Annotated in this window: 14 protein-coding genes; 5 read left to right on the top strand and 9 right to left on the bottom strand. The window is 39.0% G+C overall.

The genetic code is table 11. The features are described 5' to 3' along the window. Window positions 1-4: 4 nt before the first annotated feature. The 3 genes from QZ576_RS09600 to QZ576_RS09610 all read right to left on the bottom strand — a co-directional run bounded on the left by QZ576_RS09600 (window position 5) and on the right by QZ576_RS09610 (window position 2,209). Window positions 5-559, bottom strand: coding sequence for a sigma-70 family RNA polymerase sigma factor (locus tag QZ576_RS09600; protein WP_297096494.1), 555 nt, complete (start codon window positions 557-559; stop codon window positions 5-7). A 229-nt stretch (window positions 560-788) separates the two neighbouring features. Beyond that, complete coding sequence (locus tag QZ576_RS09605) at window positions 789-1,484, bottom strand: hypothetical protein (RefSeq protein ID WP_297096496.1); 696 nt, start codon at window positions 1,482-1,484, stop codon at window positions 789-791. A 29-nt stretch (window positions 1,485-1,513) separates the two neighbouring features. Continuing rightward, entirely contained in the window at window positions 1,514-2,209 is a 696-nt protein-coding gene (locus QZ576_RS09610; RefSeq protein ID WP_297096498.1) for an aspartate/glutamate racemase family protein, read from the bottom strand. A gap of 86 nt (window positions 2,210-2,295) precedes the next feature. Here QZ576_RS09610 and QZ576_RS09615 point away from each other — a divergent pair, with 86 nt between their 5' ends. Further along, on the top strand, window positions 2,296-4,272 hold the full coding sequence (locus tag QZ576_RS09615) for a peptidase U32 family protein (protein WP_297096499.1): 1,977 nt from the start codon (window positions 2,296-2,298) through the stop codon (window positions 4,270-4,272). 212 nt (window positions 4,273-4,484) lie between these two features. Here the strand turns inward: QZ576_RS09615 and rho are convergent, their stop codons facing one another. From rho to QZ576_RS09645, 6 genes are all read right to left on the bottom strand, one after another. Further along, window positions 4,485-6,341, bottom strand: a complete 1,857-nt coding sequence (gene rho, locus QZ576_RS09620; RefSeq protein ID WP_297096501.1) for a transcription termination factor Rho — start codon at window positions 6,339-6,341, stop codon at window positions 4,485-4,487. A 336-nt stretch (window positions 6,342-6,677) separates the two neighbouring features. After that, the gene (locus tag QZ576_RS09625; RefSeq protein WP_297096504.1) at window positions 6,678-7,271 is read right to left on the bottom strand and encodes a bifunctional 2-polyprenyl-6-hydroxyphenol methylase/3-demethylubiquinol 3-O-methyltransferase UbiG; all 594 of its coding nucleotides are present in this window, start codon (window positions 7,269-7,271) and stop codon (window positions 6,678-6,680) included. A 213-nt stretch (window positions 7,272-7,484) separates the two neighbouring features. After that, on the bottom strand, window positions 7,485-8,174 hold the full coding sequence (locus tag QZ576_RS09630; protein ID WP_297096506.1) for a TonB-dependent receptor plug domain-containing protein: 690 nt from the start codon (window positions 8,172-8,174) through the stop codon (window positions 7,485-7,487). Between the two features lie 59 nt (window positions 8,175-8,233). Further along, window positions 8,234-9,169: a hypothetical protein gene (locus QZ576_RS09635; protein ID WP_297096508.1), complete on the bottom strand. Its 936-nt coding sequence runs from the start codon at window positions 9,167-9,169 to the stop codon at window positions 8,234-8,236. 494 nt (window positions 9,170-9,663) lie between these two features. Further along, window positions 9,664-12,585: an FAD-binding and (Fe-S)-binding domain-containing protein gene (locus tag QZ576_RS09640; protein WP_297096510.1), complete on the bottom strand. Its 2,922-nt coding sequence runs from the start codon at window positions 12,583-12,585 to the stop codon at window positions 9,664-9,666. 90 nt (window positions 12,586-12,675) lie between these two features. Beyond that, window positions 12,676-13,731 carry an alcohol dehydrogenase catalytic domain-containing protein gene (locus QZ576_RS09645; RefSeq protein WP_297096511.1) on the bottom strand — a complete coding sequence of 352 codons (1,056 nt, stop codon included), beginning with the start codon at window positions 13,729-13,731 and terminating at the stop codon, window positions 12,676-12,678. A 250-nt stretch (window positions 13,732-13,981) separates the two neighbouring features. On the opposite strand from QZ576_RS09645, the gene QZ576_RS09650 reads away from it, so the two are divergent. The 4 genes from QZ576_RS09650 to QZ576_RS09665 all read left to right on the top strand — a co-directional run bounded on the left by QZ576_RS09650 (window position 13,982) and on the right by QZ576_RS09665 (window position 17,591). Next, a complete protein-coding gene (locus QZ576_RS09650) occupies window positions 13,982-15,850 on the top strand; it encodes a helix-turn-helix domain-containing protein (protein ID WP_297096513.1) in 1,869 nt (622 codons plus the stop codon). A gap of 195 nt (window positions 15,851-16,045) precedes the next feature. Next, a complete protein-coding gene (locus QZ576_RS09655) occupies window positions 16,046-16,600 on the top strand; it encodes a hypothetical protein (protein WP_297096515.1) in 555 nt (184 codons plus the stop codon). Window positions 16,601-16,648: 48 nt separating this feature from the next. Continuing rightward, a complete protein-coding gene (locus QZ576_RS09660) occupies window positions 16,649-17,089 on the top strand; it encodes a hypothetical protein (RefSeq protein WP_297096517.1) in 441 nt (146 codons plus the stop codon). Window positions 17,090-17,150: 61 nt separating this feature from the next. Further along, window positions 17,151-17,591: a hypothetical protein gene (locus tag QZ576_RS09665; protein WP_297096518.1), complete on the top strand. Its 441-nt coding sequence runs from the start codon at window positions 17,151-17,153 to the stop codon at window positions 17,589-17,591. Window positions 17,592-17,681 lie beyond the last annotated feature (90 nt).

The raw sequence follows: 17,681 nt of genomic DNA on the forward strand, positions 1-17,681 counted from the left end.
AATCTTAATTGTATGAAAATATTTCCTTCCCTCTCAGTATCTCTCGTAACTTGTTTTTAGCTCTCAGCAGCTGGGTTCTCGAGGCTGAATTCGATATGCCCAAAATCTGGCTGATCTCTTCGTGGTCGTACCCTTCAATAAGGTAAAGACTTAACACAACACGGTAGCCGTCAGAAAGTTCCTGGATCGACTGTTTCAGCACCTTGGCGTCAAGTTCGCGTGTATCCATGTGGCTTTCGGCAATTTGTGCGGTACGTTCGTTTACCTCTTCAAATTGTACTTTTCGTTTCTTTAAATAATCCAATGAACGGTTTACAACAATACGCTTTAACCATGCGCCGAAGCTTACTTCGCCTTTGTAAGATTCAATCTTTTTAAATGCACTTAAAAAGGCTTCCTGCATTACATCTTCGGCTTCCATCTGATCATTTACGATCCGCAGGCTTACACTGAACATGGCCTTGTAATAAAGCTTGTACAGTTGGAATTGCGCCTTCTGGCTCCCTTCCTTGCACTGATCGATGATCTCCTGATGAATATTTTTATAAAGTGTATTCAAACTCTTATTTTTCTGATTCAATGACGATGGCAATAATTCAATGTTGCATACGTTACGGAAATATTTTTTGTTTTTGGATATTTTTTTCAGAAAGAGCGAAGAAAATGGGAATCATTCCGCTTAAAGAAAGTGTGTTTGATCTTTGATAGTCAGCCTTTTGATTGAAGATGTTGTATTCAGCACCCAACATCCAGCACCCAACATCCAGTATCCAGTAACCAGTATCCAGTTACAACGAATTATAATACTCGATCACCTCTATCATCTTATCTTCTTTTCCCGGTTTAATCTTATTCTCTTTTATAAAATCCTCGATTTGCCTTTGATGATCGGTGAAAAAGTTTTGCAAATCCTTTCTTGATTCAATTTCTACGGCAGCTTGCTGGTTTAAACGCAGGTAATACGAATCAGGTTGTTTTACAAATTTTGCAGGTTCCGGATCTTTTAAAGCTGCAGCAGGTTTGGGCTTTTGGTAGAGCACTTCGGGGCGTGCATACAGACTAACTTTGCCCTCGATTAAAACGATAAAATAGCCATGTTTTATTTTACTCCCCAATTTGTACGGGATATACGCAAATGTATCTTCTCCAACCACTGCTTTATCAACAATTTCGGGCTCAGCAATTGCCAGAATCTGGTCGTCGGGAGTTTGAAATTCCATTTCGTCGTTGAAAATATTGTAGCGTAACGGAATATCGTTGTACTGAATTTTCTGATTCGTAAAAATGGTACCTTTTGTAAAATCATCGTTTAAATAAGGCGAGCCTTCAATATCGCTTTCGGTGAGCGTGTTCTTATATTCTCCCTTGGACATTTTATTCAATTCAAAAAAATCGATCGCATTTCGCATATCATAAATGCTTTGGGCGAAAAGCCCTGCAGATGAAAATAACAGGATCGTAAATAGAAAAATGTACTTCTTCATGGCTTCTAATTTATACAGTTAATAGTGTGTTACTCATTTGTAATCGCAAATTCGGCAATGGCTTTGGCGTGTAATTCAAGTGTGCTGAACAGCGGTTGTTCAGAGTCATCCTGACTGATCAGTAAAGGTATTTCTGTGCATCCCAATATCATTCCTTCAGCACCTTCCTTGGCTAATTTATTCATTATCTCCAGAAACCCGGATTTCGTTTCCGGTAGAAAAACTTCTTTTAATAACTCATTCATAATAGAGGCGTGAATAAATTCACGATCCGCTTTTGCGGGAATGATAACCTCAATATCACGTTCCGCCAATCGTGTTTTATAAAAGTCGAGTTCCATGGTTTCGCGTGTTCCCAGCAAGCCAACTTTTTTTATTCCTTTCGATTTTATGGCAGCGGCTGTTGCATCGGCAATATGTACAATCGGAACATCAATTTCAGTTTTCAACTGCTCGTAAGTAAAATGAAGCGTGTTGGCACAAAGTGCAATAAAATCGGCACCGGCATTACAAACCGTTTCGCTGGCTTTTTTTACAATGGAATATACTCCTTCGCGGTCGTTTTGCTGGTTACAGGCATAAATGTCGCCGTAATTTACCGAGTACAAAATTATTTCAGGAAAGGTTAATCCGCCCTGTTTTTTGTTGACGCTTTCGTTAATGATTTTGTAGTATTCCTGCGACGATACCCAGCCGGTTCCGCCAACCAATCCTATTTTCTTCATTTGTCATAATTTTCTTCTTCTCAAAAGTGCTAATTTATTTGAGATAGTTAAAATTTATTATTGCTAATTTTGCGCGAAAATAGATTATGCAGAAACCGGAACTTCTTTTACCCGTTGGAAATCCAGAATCGTTTTATGCCGCTTTGCGCGGAGGTGCCGACGCAATTTTCCTCGGATTAAAACAATTTAACGCTCGCGGAAGGGCAAAGAATTTTACCAATGGGCAGCTTGTTACAATATTAAAAGAAGCCAAAAAGAAGAATATTCTGGTTTACATTACCCTGAATACGGTAATAAAAAACAGTGAAATTCCGGAATTGCTTGATTATCTGAATTTTTTGAATCAGGTTGGCGTAAACGGAGTGATTATTCAGGATTGGGGCGTTTTTTATATTGCACGAACCTATTTCCCAAATCTGGTGTTGCATGCCAGCACACAAATGGGAATTCATAATTCAACCGGTGCCAATTATGCGCATAAAAAGGGAATTGAACGAGTGGTTCTGGCCCGCGAACTTACACTGCCCGAACTGACTAAAATATGCAAAAAAAGCAAGGTTGAAACCGAAGTTTTTATTCATGGCGCGCTGTGTTATTCGTTCTCCGGAATGTGTCTTTACAGCAGTTATGCAGGCGGTAGAGGAGCCAACCGCGGATTGTGCACACAACCTTGCCGACGCACTTATACCGCTAAAAATGCACATCAATATCTCTTTAATTTAAAAGATAACCAGCAAATTGATTTGGTGAACCGTTTCGCAAAAATGGGAGTGAGCAGCTTAAAAGTTGAAGGGCGCATGAAATCGGGAGAATACACGTATCGGGTGGCGCAAGCCTACCGAACTGTGCTGGACGAACCAGATCAAATGGAAAAGGCAAAAGAGCTTTTGTCGCTTGATTTTGGACGCGAGAAAACGGCTTACTTTATGGGAAAAGATGTAAACAAAGCGATTGCCCAAAAAACAGTTGCCGGCGTTTATCTCGGAAAAGTGGACCGGATAAAAGGGCAGAATATTTGGGTAAACTCGAAAATGAACGTTGAACCGGGATTTCGTTTACGTTTTCATATTCCGGGTACCGAAAAACAAGAAACCGTAAAAGTGCGCGAAGTAGCGGCAGAGAATGGTTTGTTTAAAATTCATTCGGGCGAAAAACAGGTAAAACCCAATAGTGAAGTTTATTTGTCGGGGATTAGCGATGTAAAATTTCCATCGAAACTCGATGATACAACTGCTCATTTTAAGCAGCTGAAATACGGGCACAAACAAAAAATGTTGAATGCTTTACAAGGCAAGGATAAGGCCGGTAAAGAAGAGTTTTATTTTCGCATCAACTCAATGGAGTGGCTGAAAAAGATGAACCTAAATGAAATGGAAGGTTTGTTCCTGGCTTTTTCAAAAATCACCTGGAGCCGCTTTGATCCGGAGGTGCCGTTTATCCAAAAGTTCAAGGAGAAAATCTATATCGAACTGCCTAAGTTTATTCAGCAGGATGCCTTACAGTTTTACCGCGAGTTGATCGCCAAAATGGTAAAATGCGGATTACGGAATTTTGTTGTCAGCCACATTTCGCAACTGGACCTAATTCCGCCTAAATGCAGGATTATTGCCAACGAAAATGTGTATGTTTTTAACGATGCTGCTGGCCGTTTTATAAAAAGCGAAGGAGTGAGTCTTTTCTCTTATCCGCAGGAAATTGATTTTGAGACGTTATTTTCGCTTTCACACAAAGACGGAATTGTGCCGGTTTATTTCTATCCCGAACTTTTCCATTCGAGAATGCCAATTGCCATGAAAGAAGGGAATGATGAGCTGGTGGATGATATGAACATAAAGTTGCAGCGTTTTCGCCGAAATGGTGTTACATCGATTGTTCCGCAGGTTCCGGTTTCCATTTCACAATCGAAAAACAAACTGAAAAAGAATGGATTCTACAGGTTTTTAATTGATTTAAGTTACGAACCCGTTTCAAAACACCGCGCCAAAACAGTTAAAAGCCGCATTCTTCGATCGGAGCAAATTCAACCATCGAATACCTTTAATTTTAATAAAGGCTTGAAATAATAATATTGCAGAAGCCCCTGCTTCGTCATCCTGAACTAGTTTCAGGATCTATTAAATTTTTACCTGCAATGGAATCAGATTCTGAATCCGTCAGCTGACGGACAGAATGACGTTCTTCGTTATTGTTTTGTAATCCTTTTTTTGCTGATTTTCAGTCAATAAAAAAGCAGGTCCGAAAACTGAACCTGCTTTTTTTATCTTGTTTTTACTTTCTATCCATCGTTCATCGATGCCAGGAATTCTTCGATACTTGAAGTACGCATCAATCTTGTTTTCATAAACTCCATTGCTTCCAGGGCATTCATATCGCCAAGGTAGTTGCGTAAGATCCAAAGTTTGTCGAGAACATCTTTTGAGAATAAAAGGTCTTCGCGACGGGTACTCGAAGTTGGAATATCCACAGAAGGGAAGATACGCTTGTTCGACAGTTTTCTGTCGAGTTGCAGCTCCATGTTACCGGTACCTTTAAACTCTTCAAAAATAACCTCGTCCATTTTCGATCCGGTCTCGGTAAGTGCCGTAGCCATAATCGTTAATGAACCACCTTCTTCAATGTTTCGTGCCGCACCAAAGAAACGTTTTGGTTTATGTAAAGCATTGGCGTCAACACCACCCGAAAGAACTTTGCCCGATGCAGGCTGAACGGTATTGTATGCACGTGCCAAACGTGTAATCGAGTCTAACAGAATAACCACATCGTGGCCACATTCGGTTAAACGTTTTGCTTTTTCCAATACAATGTTGGCCACTTTTACGTGCTTGTCTGCCGGCTCATCAAAAGTTGATGCAATAACCTCGGCATGTACGCTGCGTGCCATATCTGTAACCTCTTCCGGACGTTCATCGATCAATAATACGATCATGTAAACTTCAGGGTGGTTAGCTGCAATTGCGTTGGCAATTTCTTTCAGTAATACGGTTTTACCGGTTTTTGGCTGAGCAACAATCAAACCACGTTGTCCTTTACCAATTGGTGCAAACATATCTACAACGCGTGTCGAGATGTTGTCGTGACCATTTCCGGTAAGGTTGAATTTCTCATCAGGAAATAAAGGAGTCAGGTGATCGAAAGGTACGCGGTCGCGAATATATTCGGGGCTGCGTCCGTTAATCTCCAGTACCTTAATTAATGGGAAATATTTTTCACCTTCTTTTGGCGGGCGAACTGTTCCTTTAACTGTATCACCGGTTTTCAGACCAAAAAGTTTAATCTGCGATTGCGATACATAAATATCGTCAGGAGAGTTCAGATAATTGTAATCTGACGAACGCAAGAAACCGTAACCATCGGCCAAAATCTCTAGAACACCAGTGTTGGTAATAATGCCTTCAAACTCGAACTGACGTTGTTTTTGGCGATTTCCTTGCTGATGACCTTGCTGTTGCTGGCCTTGTTGCTGGTTTCTGTTTTGTTGTCTCTGACGGTCGTCTTTTCCGCCGGTATTTTGTCTTTGCTGATTCTGCTGATTCTGCGGATGTCTTTGCTGACCACCACGCTGCTGTTGCTGCTCTTTGTGTTGTGGAGCTTTAACTTCAGGTTTTTGCTGCTCTTGCTGTTTTTCCTGAGCTTGTGGTTTTTGCTGTTGTTGCTGTTGTTGCTGCGGAGCTGTTTTTGTTTCCTCAGGTTTGGCAGCTGCTTCAACATTTTGTTGCTTCGGTTCTTCCGAAGATTTTTCTTTGCTAAAACCTTTGATTATTGCTTTAATCTGGTCCTGACGCGTTTGAACTTTATCGTCCACTTTGTCGCTTTGTTTCTTTCTAGGACCAGAACCCACTTTCTCACGTTTTACAGTCTCCACTCTTTGGCGAGGACGTTTTGAACGGCGCGATTCATCAGTGTTTTGGGGATTTCTGTCTGATTGTTTTTTTCGATTACCAGCTCCTCCTTTTTCATCTTTAGGAGAATTCTTTTGGCCTTTATTTTCGGCTTCAAGAACTGCCTGGGTATCTAAAATTTTATAAATAAGATCCTGTTTCTTGTAGGATTCTACACGTTTAATTTTGAGCTCTTTAGCGATCTCTTTTAATTCAGGAACAAGTTTCTTGTTCAGTTCTAAAATATCATACATTATACTATTGTTATAACTTTTCTCGATTAATAATTGTTGAAAAATTTTTGGAACAATTGACGAGGAGGGTGATTTTCATTCGAAATCGTGTGCAAGTATAAATAAATACCCGCTTGTAAACAAAAAATTGAAACTCTTTTTTCTTCCTCTTTCTTATTTTTAAGTAAAATTAAAACTTTTGGTCTGTCTGTAAAAATATAATTCCAAAAAACGATTCAATTTGCTCAGTAGAAAGTTCTGATTGTAAATACTATACGTTTAACAGGGCTAAATTGTTTAACTTTATTTTAAGGAGTTTATTTTATCAGTTGATAATGAATCGGAAAATCGGAGAAACTACTTGATTCCTTTTAACCTGATAACCGACGCAAGACCGCGGTGGTAGAGGCCTTCATCTAATTCAACTTCAGCTTTTTGAGTGATTAAAGTACTAAAGTTTTTGAAATCGTTTTCTAATTCTTTTTCATCGAAAAGAAAGCCGATTTCTTTCGGCCCACCGGTATTTCTGTTGATCTGTTCTTTCGAAAAACCTTCAAGAATTAAGGTGCCACCGGGCTTTAAAAACGAGACTAATTTTTCATGAACTTTGTTGCGCAAATTTCCGGGCATATGGGCATATGTCAAACAAATACAATCGAAATACTCTTTTTCAAAATTTGCATTTTCATAATCCGTTACCTCGTAGTTGATTGAAGTATTATGTTTACCAGCTAAAAGCTGTGCTTTTCTTTTTCCTTCTTTACTGGGATCGAAAGCTGTAACATCCCATCCTAATGTTGCTGCAAAAACGGCATTTCGTCCTTCACCTTCTGCCGGAAATAGAGCTTTGCCCGGCTGAAGTTGTGGTAATTGCTCTTTTAAAAACTCGTTTGGCGCTTCTCCATAAGCATACTCCGTTGCGCCGTATCTTTCGTTCCAAAAATTGTTCATTGTTGTTGTTTTTTTGATGTGTAAACAAATTATAATAAAAGAGGTTTATCAATAAATATTGAATAGTACACAAGTTTGTTGTTATTTGTGGGTAAGGATTCCGAAGAGGTTTTAATTTACCAGGATATTTAATTGCAAAGCCAGTTTAACAAGAATGATTATTTCTTATTTACGCTATCGGAACTTTTAAGGAAATTGACTTTTAGGCTAAATCTACTCTTCATCCTCAGCGCCTTTTTTTGTTTCGATGAGAACGACACCATTTGCTCCCCTTGAACCATAAATCGCAGAACTCCCATCTTTTAAAATATCGATACTTTTTACCGTATTTGGGGGAAGGATACTTAATATATTCCCGTCACGCTCAATTCCATCCACTACAATTAATGCAGCATTGCTGCCACCCAGCGTATTATTCCCGCGGATTATTATTTCATCACCAACTACCTGCACTCCCGAAAACTTTCCTCTTATCAGTTCATACATATCTGTATATTTCGAGAAATTATCATGGTCGTCTCTTAAACTTGTAACTGCATTCAGTTTATCTTCATCCAGAACATGTCCATAACCAATGGCCAGTGATTTTCCTTCTTCGCCTGGTTTAAGATGTAGATTAACGGCAACAAACTTTGTGTTTTCTTTTAGTTTAACGTTCTGTTTATTAAATCCGTGGGCAAAAAAACTTAATTTGTCTTTACTATTGCACGCAACTGAAAATCTCCCAAGAGTATCTGTTTTAACTACCTGCCTGGTACTTTTTACCTCGACTTCCACCCCGGATAAAGGAATATTTTCGAAAGTAGTTACTTTGCCCTGAATACTTCGATCCTGAGCATTGATGCTATTTGCAATACAAAGACAAACTAAGAATATTAGTTGTGTGAAAAAACGGTTATCCATGGTTTATTGGTTTTAGATATTTATTGAAATCGAATTAAAATTAAGGCAAAAAATTGAATTTACCACGCATAATTATTGGTAGTACAATACTGAACATTGAGTTCTACCGCATAATATTTGAATTTGGTTAGAGGACCGTAATAATAATACATTGGAGGATATGGAGCTAATGGTTTCCCGTGATACACCTCAAAAGCCTTGCCTCCCGGCTTATTATAACCGGTAATTACAACTTCAGGAGTATTTCCCGAAAACATCCAGTCCTGCTCGAAGTAAATCCTTATATTTTGATTGATATAAGAGGCATAACCTATTATTTCACCATTATCTGCAACAATGTTTTCCCTTTCATTAGTTATGTCGTAATAATACGTACCATCTATCATTTCACCACAAAAAGCTAAATGAGGAAAACAGCCTCCTCCGCCAACAGGAGTATAGGTTGAATAAGAAATTGCAAATTTGGGCATATTCGGAAGATAATCTCCCTTGCTCCATGCAGATTCTTCGGATCCTGTATTTGTGTTTACTGCTGTAGCATGTGCAAAGATGTATATGTCTTTTCCTTCTACGAAGTCGTAGTCTGGGGCAATTTCTTCTTTCGAAATATCGAAACTGTACTCATTTTTGTCGGATGATTTGTATGGAAACTTACCGGGAAGTGGCTTATTTTGGATATTCGAAGGAACTGCTTCCGGATCGGTGCCTAACCAAAGGTGTATCTCTGCAAGCTTATAATTTGAGTTACCTACAAATTTTATTATTAATGCATTTGCATTGTTACTCAATGTCATTGTTCCAACCTGTTCTTCATTTTTAAGTTGTAGAGCAATTTGTTTTTCAATACCACCACTTTTTAAATAGGAATTTTCTGTGTCGAAACTCGTCTCATTTTGCTGAATTTCGTCTTCTGAGTTTACCAGAACTACATCGATACAACTCCAATAAAGAGTACTCATCATTATAAATACTCCGAATAATACCTTAGCTTTCATTGATTTAATTTTGTTGTGTTTTTCAAATAAAACTTTGCTTTTAAGCCGAATCAATCATTTTTGACTCATTTAAAATTTAATAAGGGGTTGGTTTAAATTCGGAAGTTGCTGTCGGATTAGAAATATTAGTTCCGCCAGAAGTCTTTTGATGCGTCCAAAATCCAAGACAATTACCTTCGTGATCTCTCTGCACATGCCAACTGGTCGGTGTGCAACGTTTTATTTATCAGCTCAATATATTGTTTTGGTAAATAGCTCGTATTCTATTCTAGGTAAAAGTTTTTAACGATTAAAGCCAAAATCGTCATGCACTTTTGTTGAGAACTCACCAAACACGTTACTGTAAAGTAATACAGGGCTTTCGAAATAAAGTGTTGAAAAGCAATTAATTGCATCATATCCGATCTTCAAATACGATGCAAATCAATCATATAAACATAAAATGTTACAAATGCTAAGTTAAAAGCATCCAAAATGTTCTTTTGAATACCACGTTACACCATTGCCCCATACAACACTTCCACCGGATGCAAAGCAACTTTACCCGTGCCGTCTTTAATATGATGGCGACACGAAGTTCCCGGAGCGGAAATAATGTAATCGTCTTTAGCTTTGCGCACTGCAGGAAAAAGTACCATTTCTCCAATTTGCATCGAAAGTTCGTAATGTTCTTTTTCGTAACCAAAAGAGCCAGCCATACCACAACAACCCGATGGGATTTCTTTGACAAAGTAATTTTTGGGCAGCGACAACATTTTTTTCGATGGTTCGGTTGATGCTACTGCTTTTTGCTGGCAGTGTCCGTGCAATAAAATATGTTGTTCTTCGGTGGTAAAGTCGTCTTCTGTAATATTTCCTTTTTCAATTTCTGCGGCTATAAACTCCTCAAAAAGAAGGGCGTTTTTTGCCAGTTTTTCAGCAGCCGGTTGCAGTGCTTTATCTACCAATTCCGGGTATTCATCGCGGAAAGCAAGAATGGCAGAAGGTTCAATACCGACAAGCGGTGTTTCGTTGGTAATAATATCCTTTAGCAGATTGATATTTTCGGTGGCCACTTTTTTCGAAGTCCGCACCATGCCTTTCGAAAGGAAAGTACGACCACTTTCTTTGGTTTGCGGAATTTTTACCTCGTAACCCAGTTTGGTTAACAGCAGAATGGCTTTTATTCCAATATCGCTTTCGTTGTAATTGGTAAACTCATCGTTAAAAAGATAAATTTTGCCTTTTGTTGCTGTTTCTGGTGATGGAACTCCGTTTTCAACCCAGCGGTTTAAGGTAATTTTCGACAATGCCGGAAGTGAACGTTTAGTCGAGAAACCAATGGCACTTTTTAATAGCGAAGTGCTCATCATAAAGTTTGAAATGGGGCGGAAAACCATAGCCAGTTTGTTTAAACGTGGCAGGTAACCTATTAAGCGCGAGCGCATAGGAACACCATGCAAATCATAATAATTCTGCAGGAATTCGGCTTTTAATTTGGCCATGTCAACATTACTCGGGCACTCACTTTTACAAGCTTTACACGAGATACACAGACTTAAAATATCGTAAATCTCCTGGTGGTCGAAAAGGTTCTTTTTGTCGTTGTTGTATAAAAATTCGCGAAGGATATTAGCACGTCCGCGGGTACTTTTGTCTTCGTCGCGGGTAGCCATAAAAGTGGGGCAGAGGGTGCCGCCAATCACTTCGCTCTTCCGGCAATCGCCCGATCCGTTACATTTTTCAATGCTGCGGAAATAACCTTTGTTCTTCGAGAAATCAAAGTGGGTTTCTGTTTCGGGAATGGCTTTGCCCGGAATTACGCGCAGGTTTTCGGTAATAGGGGGTGTATCAACAATTTTCCCGGGATTTAAAATATTATCCGGGTCCCAGGCTTTTTTCACCGATTTTACCATTTCGTAGCACCTTTCGCCCAGCATAAACGGGATAAATTTACCACGTGCCCGTCCATCGCCATGTTCGCCACTCATCGAACCGCGGTATTTTTTTACCAGCGCCGCCACTTCATTCATCAGGGTGTTGAATAGCTCAACATCTTTTGGATCTTTAAAATTAATTAGCGGGCGGAAGTGAATTTCGCCGGTAGCAATGTGAGCGTAATAAACACTTTCGAGATCGAGTTTTTTCAATACTTTTTTGAAATCGGCAATGTAATCAGGCAGGTATTCCGGATGAACGGCGGTGTCTTCTATTCCGGGAACACCTTTTCTGTCGCCAGGAATATTGGCCAGCAATCCCAGTCCGGCCGTACGCAACGACCACACGCGTTTTATTTTGTCGGCGCCGGTTACCAGAGGATAATGATAACCCAAGCCGGCTTCTTTTAATTCTTTTTCCAGCGCAGCCGCTGTGTCGGTTAATTCTTTTTCGGTCTCAAACGAAAATTCGATCATCAACATCGCGCCCGGATCGCCTTTCACAAAAAAGCGGTTTTTCGCCTGCTCGATGTTTTGTTTGGCGGCCTGCATTACCGGATCGTCCATTAATTCAATGGCCGTTGGTTTGTATTTTAGCGCTACCAGGTTGGCGTGCAACGACTCTTCCAGTGTTTCAAAATGCGCACAAACCAATCCTTTATATTTTGGTGGCAGCGGAATTACGTTCAACTTAATTCGGGTTGAGAATGCTAAAGTTCCCTCGGAGCCGGCCAACAGTTTACAGAAATTGAATTTTCCACCACCTTCAGTAAACGGATCCGCATACATCAATTCATCGATGGCGTAACCCATATTCCGGCGCGTTAATTCAGGTGCCGGGAAATTTTTTCGAATCTCTTCTCTGTTTTGTTCATCCGAAAGCAGATCGTTAATATTCGAATAAATGGCTTTTTCCTGTTGATTTGGATTGCCATTTAGTTTATTCTGAAATTCTTCTTTGCTTAGTTCTTTAAATGTGGTTTCTGAACCGTCGCTTAACAGCGCATCAACTTCCAAAACATGCTCGCGTACGCTACCATAAACCAGCGAATGCAAGCCACACGAGTTATTACCCAACATACCGCCAATAACACAGCGGTTGGCAGTTGAAGTTTCAGGGCCAAATTGCATACCGTGCTGCGCTAAAAACAGGTTCAGTTCTGCCAGAACAACACCCGGTTCAACAATTACATAATTCTCTTCTTTGTTGAAGTCGAGGATCTTATTCATGTATTTCGAAACGTCGACAACAATTCCATTTCCAACAACTTGCCCGGCCAGTGAAGTACCTGCTCCACGCGGAATAATATTGGTGTTGTTCTCGCGTGCAAAAGCGATGATCTTTTTAATGTCGTCCTTGTTTTTTGGCTTGGTAACGGCCAACGGCATTTCTTTGTATTGCGAAGCATCGGTTGAGTAGAGCACGCGCTGTACGTTGTCGAAAAAAAGATCGCCCTCAAGTTGGGCTTTTAGTTGGTTGAATTTATTTGTAGTTGTCATAGCAGTTCGAAAAGCACAAATTTAGTAATAGTTTATAATATGTCATACAAATTTTGCGAGTTCTGTATGTTAAAATTTCCGATACAGTTTTTATTCAACTGCGTTGAAATCAAGCAGTATTTTAATGTTTTCAGCCGGATTTTCTTTTAACAGCTCAAAACCTTTTTGCGTTTCCGAACCGTGAAGAATTTGAGAAATAAGCGCCTCAGGTTTTAACCGGTTATTTTTCAGAAGATCAATCGCCTCTGCAAATTCGCCGTGGCTAACTCTTGAAGTAACAATGGTTCCTTCTTTCCAAATCAGTTCGCGAAAAACCACATCGGTTGGTTCTGCACTCAAACCTAGTACACAAACTTTTCCTCCGCCAACAATTGAACGTATACAACCTGTGATAGGATTTACGCTGTCTTTAATTTCTTCGGGATGACCAACCGCTTCAAAAGCAATGTCAACGCCTTTTCCATCAGTTTCCTTTTTTATACGTTCAACCGGATCTTCATTTTTAGCATTTATGGGCACAACATTATCGTAGTATTTTGGCCCGATTGCAAGGCGGTCGTCAAGAATATCAACCATAAAAACTGTGTTATCGGTAACAGTGCGAACGGCTTGTAAAATGCACAAACCAATTTTCCCTGATCCCCAAATTACAATGCTGTCGCCTTTCTGAACGTTTGCGCGGTTTTTGGCGTGGCAACCAATACTTAAAACTTCCACCAGCGCCACGTGTTCGTCAGAAATATTAGCGGGTACTTTGTACAACATCGATGGAGGCAGCGAAACGTATTCGCAAAAACCGCCGTCCATGTCAATACCAATAAGTTTTAAGCTCGTACACGCCGGAAAATGGCCTTTTAAACAGGCCGGACATTTGCCGCACCAAATAATGGGGTCGGGGGCAACTTTATCGCCCACCTGCCAGCTGCTAACTCCTTCGCCCACTTCGGTTACAACGCCTCCAAATTCGTGCCCCATTATTAACGGAAGTGTGGTACGGGGATGAAACTCGCCGGTGTGAATGTGCTGATCGCTGCCACAAATACAGCCAAAGTTTACTTTTATTAAAACTTCGCCCGGTTTGCAGGCCGGTTTTTCAACGTCTTTCCATTCAACCTGGTTATATTTTGTAAGAACTGCTGCTTTCATATTTATTGGTTTTTGAATGGTTAAAGATAATTAAACCATTTTGCCCATTAAACTCTAGCTTCCTCAATTTTGGATTAAAACATAAGGGGGAGAACGTTCAATAATATCGGACAGGATTAAGAATTTTAGAGCGAGAAACGTTTATTTCAATTAGCTTTATTTCAGTGAAATGTTAGTTGTTTGATTACTCGTTATTTTGTAAATTTATATAACTCATGTTCAAAATTTAATCAAAAAGAACCAGGAATCTATGGAGAAAGATCCTCACAGCGATCGGGAGTTTTTGATGAGATTAACCAAACTTGTTGAGGCTAAATTGTCGGATGAGAATTTTGGTGTTAGTGAATTAGCTGAAAATGTAGGAATGAGCAGGTCTCGTTTATATTTCCGGGTGAAGTCGGCCACACAAAAAACAGTCAGCCAGTTAATTCGGGAAATCAGGCTTAGCAAAGCCATGAAACTTTTGCAGCTATCGAATTTGACGGTTTCAGAGGTTTCTTACCAGGTTGGTTTTAGTAGTCCTGCTTATTTTAATAGATGTTTTCATGATCATTATGGTTATCCACCTGGAGAAGCAAAAAAACATATTGAGAACGAATCTGATTTGGATGAACTTGCGGAAGAAAGAGTAAAGAGAAGAAAATCTTCCGGACATTATCCGAAACTAATCATTGCAGGTATTACTATATTCGTGCTGCTTGGATTTTATGTGGGATATAGGACTTATTCCAATAACAGTTCTAAAAATACAAGAAATTCCGTTTCCAAGTCAATTGCCGTTCTTCCATTAAAGAATCTCAGTAATAATCCGGAAATACAATACCTGGCTGATGGAGTGATGGAAGATATTTTAACACGTCTTTCTTATATTGACGGATTGGTTGTAAAATCAAGGACTTCTTCTGAAAAGATGGGAGGCAAAAATTTGACCGCCCGAGAACTTGCCAAACAAATGAATGTGGAATACATTTTGGAAGGGAGTATAATTCCGGAGAGTGAAAAAGTCAGGATCAATGTTCAATTAATTAATGCAAAAGAAGATCAACACGTTTGGGCAAATCAAGTTGATAAAGACTTAAAAGAGATTCTGCCTTTTATTACAGAAGTTTCAAGCCAAATAACCGACCAGCTTGAAATTATTCTCTCACCCGAAGAAAAAGTCCAATTAGAGAAACACTATACAGAAAGTCAGGAAGCTTATGATCTGTTTCTACAGGGACGATACTACTATTTATTGCGCACAAAGGAAGGCGAAGAAAAAAGTATTGAATTGTATAATCAGGCACTTGCATTGGATTCGAATTTTTGTCTGGCTTATGCGGGGTTAGCTGATTCGTATGTGTCCGGTTCGTTTGATAAATTTATTACTAAAAGTGAGGGAATCCCTAAAGGTAAAATGAATGCACTAAAAGCTTTAAGCATTGAAAAGAATCTGGCAGAACCACATGCTACTTTAGGAGCAATCTTCACTTTTTTTGAAAGGGATTGTGATAAAGCGGAAAGAGAATTTAAAATGGCTCTGAAAATTAATCCGGGTTATGCAAGAGGATATAAATTATATGCTGAGTTTCTTAGTCTTGCAGGAAGAATGGATGAAGCAAGAACCAATATGAATAAAACGCTGGAACTTCAACCAATGTATTTACGACATATAAAAGTTAGTCAGGAGCTTTATGTCAGAGAAATGAAGTTTGACAAAGCACGTAAAGAGGCGGACAGAATTTATTATATGGACCAAGATGAAACTGGGTATCATTTTAGGAAATATTATAGCTATCTGCTTGAAAATAGGATTCCTGAAGCGATTGAGGAATTTAAGAAGTTCAGGGGGAGTTTTTCTCCAGAGTTTAATACAGGCATTATTGACAGTATCTATGCAAAATCAGGGAGAGATGGATTTCTTCGGTATGTGATAAAAGATGGAAGAGAAGCATTAGGTATTTATGGCCTATCTGAGTATTATACATTGGATAATGAAAAAGATTCTGCCTTTTATTACTTGAACAAAGTCGCTAACGAATTTGAGAAAGAGTATGTTTATGGGATTGAGCACAATCCGGTATTTAAAAACCTCCGTTCAGATCCCCGCTTTGATGAGATACTTAAAGAAATTTATTAGTCTAATGAATTAAAAAGTATCAAATTAGGACTTCCTAAAGAATAACATAACGCTTTCCAGAACATAATTTCAACGAACAAAACATAGTTTCAACGAACAAAACATAGTTGCTATGTCTTGCACAGGCTTTCTTCGGAACTTTCCTTTCGGATTAAATCAACTTCAATCCACATGTTAAACTTAAAATTTACTGATATGAAAACATTCAAACTTTTATTTCTGATTGGCGTATTGTGCGGCATACTCACAGGCTGCAGTAAAGATGATGAACTTTTTAATCCAAACGATGAGCTTGCAAATTCATTGAAATCGAAAAAGATCCCGACACAGTTTTCGGGTATTTGTACACCTATCGATAATATGGGTAATGGCATGATTACATGGTACGATGCCACCGATGATCCGAGAGTTACCGGAGTTTCTTATTGGGTATTTACCGATATTAAACCAATAGATGACGTTACTATTGAACTTACAGGAACGACTGAAATATTTGTCGGTGCTTTAACAGTAGATGATGTTGTAAATGAAAATTACGTAGGAAAATGGGAAATGACCTGGAAAGGTTATCAAACCTATTCCAGTCCAGAAAGTGTCACTTTTAAAATCGTAGCTCACGGCACAGGAACAGGCACCGAAGGAGAAGTTCTTGGGTTAACTGCCCGGTGGAAATATACAATGGACTTTGACGGAACTCCGGAAAGTGCTGCTATTTACTATTCTAAAGGAAAAATTACGGAAGAATTATAACAGCTACTTTTATTAATGTTGACAACAATAAACCAAAAAATTACGATTATGAAAACAAAAATCTTTCTATTCATTTGCCTTTTTATTGGCATGGCCGTAACTACAAGTTCAGCCCAGGATAAAGCAAATAAAGCTTCGCAGGGTTGGAACACCTATACCGATCTTGCAATTAATGTATTCTGTGACGGACAGCTTGTTGATGTTCTTTATGGCGATCTTCAGTACCATTACGTTATTCGAAGTTTTAAAAATGGTTTGCCTTATGTTGAAACAGATCAACTAAAAGGTGAATTAGTAAGCCATGATACCGGCGAAACGTTCAGAGTCAGGAGAACTGATAAATGGGAAGCTACAATGAGTTGGTACTGGACTTGTACAATCTCTTATAATTTTATCGGCGACATGGGGACTATTTACTCGGGTAAGATATATCTTGATTATTCCGCAGATCCTATTCAGCGTACTTTTGATCATTTGAATTGTCATTGAGATAAGGTGTTTGTCCTCAAAAAACTGAAGAATAATTTTTAAAATCTAAAAATTAACTAAAATGAAATCAATAAAAATTTTACTGAGCATATTGGTAGTCTTTACATTTTTCGCATTTACTTCTAGTGCACAAAAGAATGTTAAAACTGTATACTATTACGAATCGGGGCCACTTGTAGGTTTTGAACTTCCGGGAGTACCAGAAACGGTAAGTGGTGCATATAGTGGTTATTGGACAATCTGGAATTTTAAATGGCAGTGGAGAGCAAAAGGGGTTTATGTTGGAGACAATACTGGTACAATTTATCATACTTCTGCCATTGAAAACTATAATTTCTTGGACTGGATGCCAGGATCGGTTGAAACCGGAAGAGCTACAATTCTAATCAAGGATGAAGATGGTAATGTCTATTACAATAACCATTACACAAGTCATGCAACGATAAACGCAAATGGCGAAATAACATCGGACGTATGGAATGCGCACGAATATTTCTTCTAAAAAGAATTAGAAAAGATTTTTATGTGAAATCTGACTGACATTTAACTACACTTGAAATCCAGTCTCGAATGATTTAATCCAAAGGATTTC

Origin of the sequence: uncultured Draconibacterium sp. (assembly GCF_913060805.1) — a bacterium.
GTDB lineage: Bacteria > Bacteroidota > Bacteroidia > Bacteroidales > Prolixibacteraceae > Draconibacterium.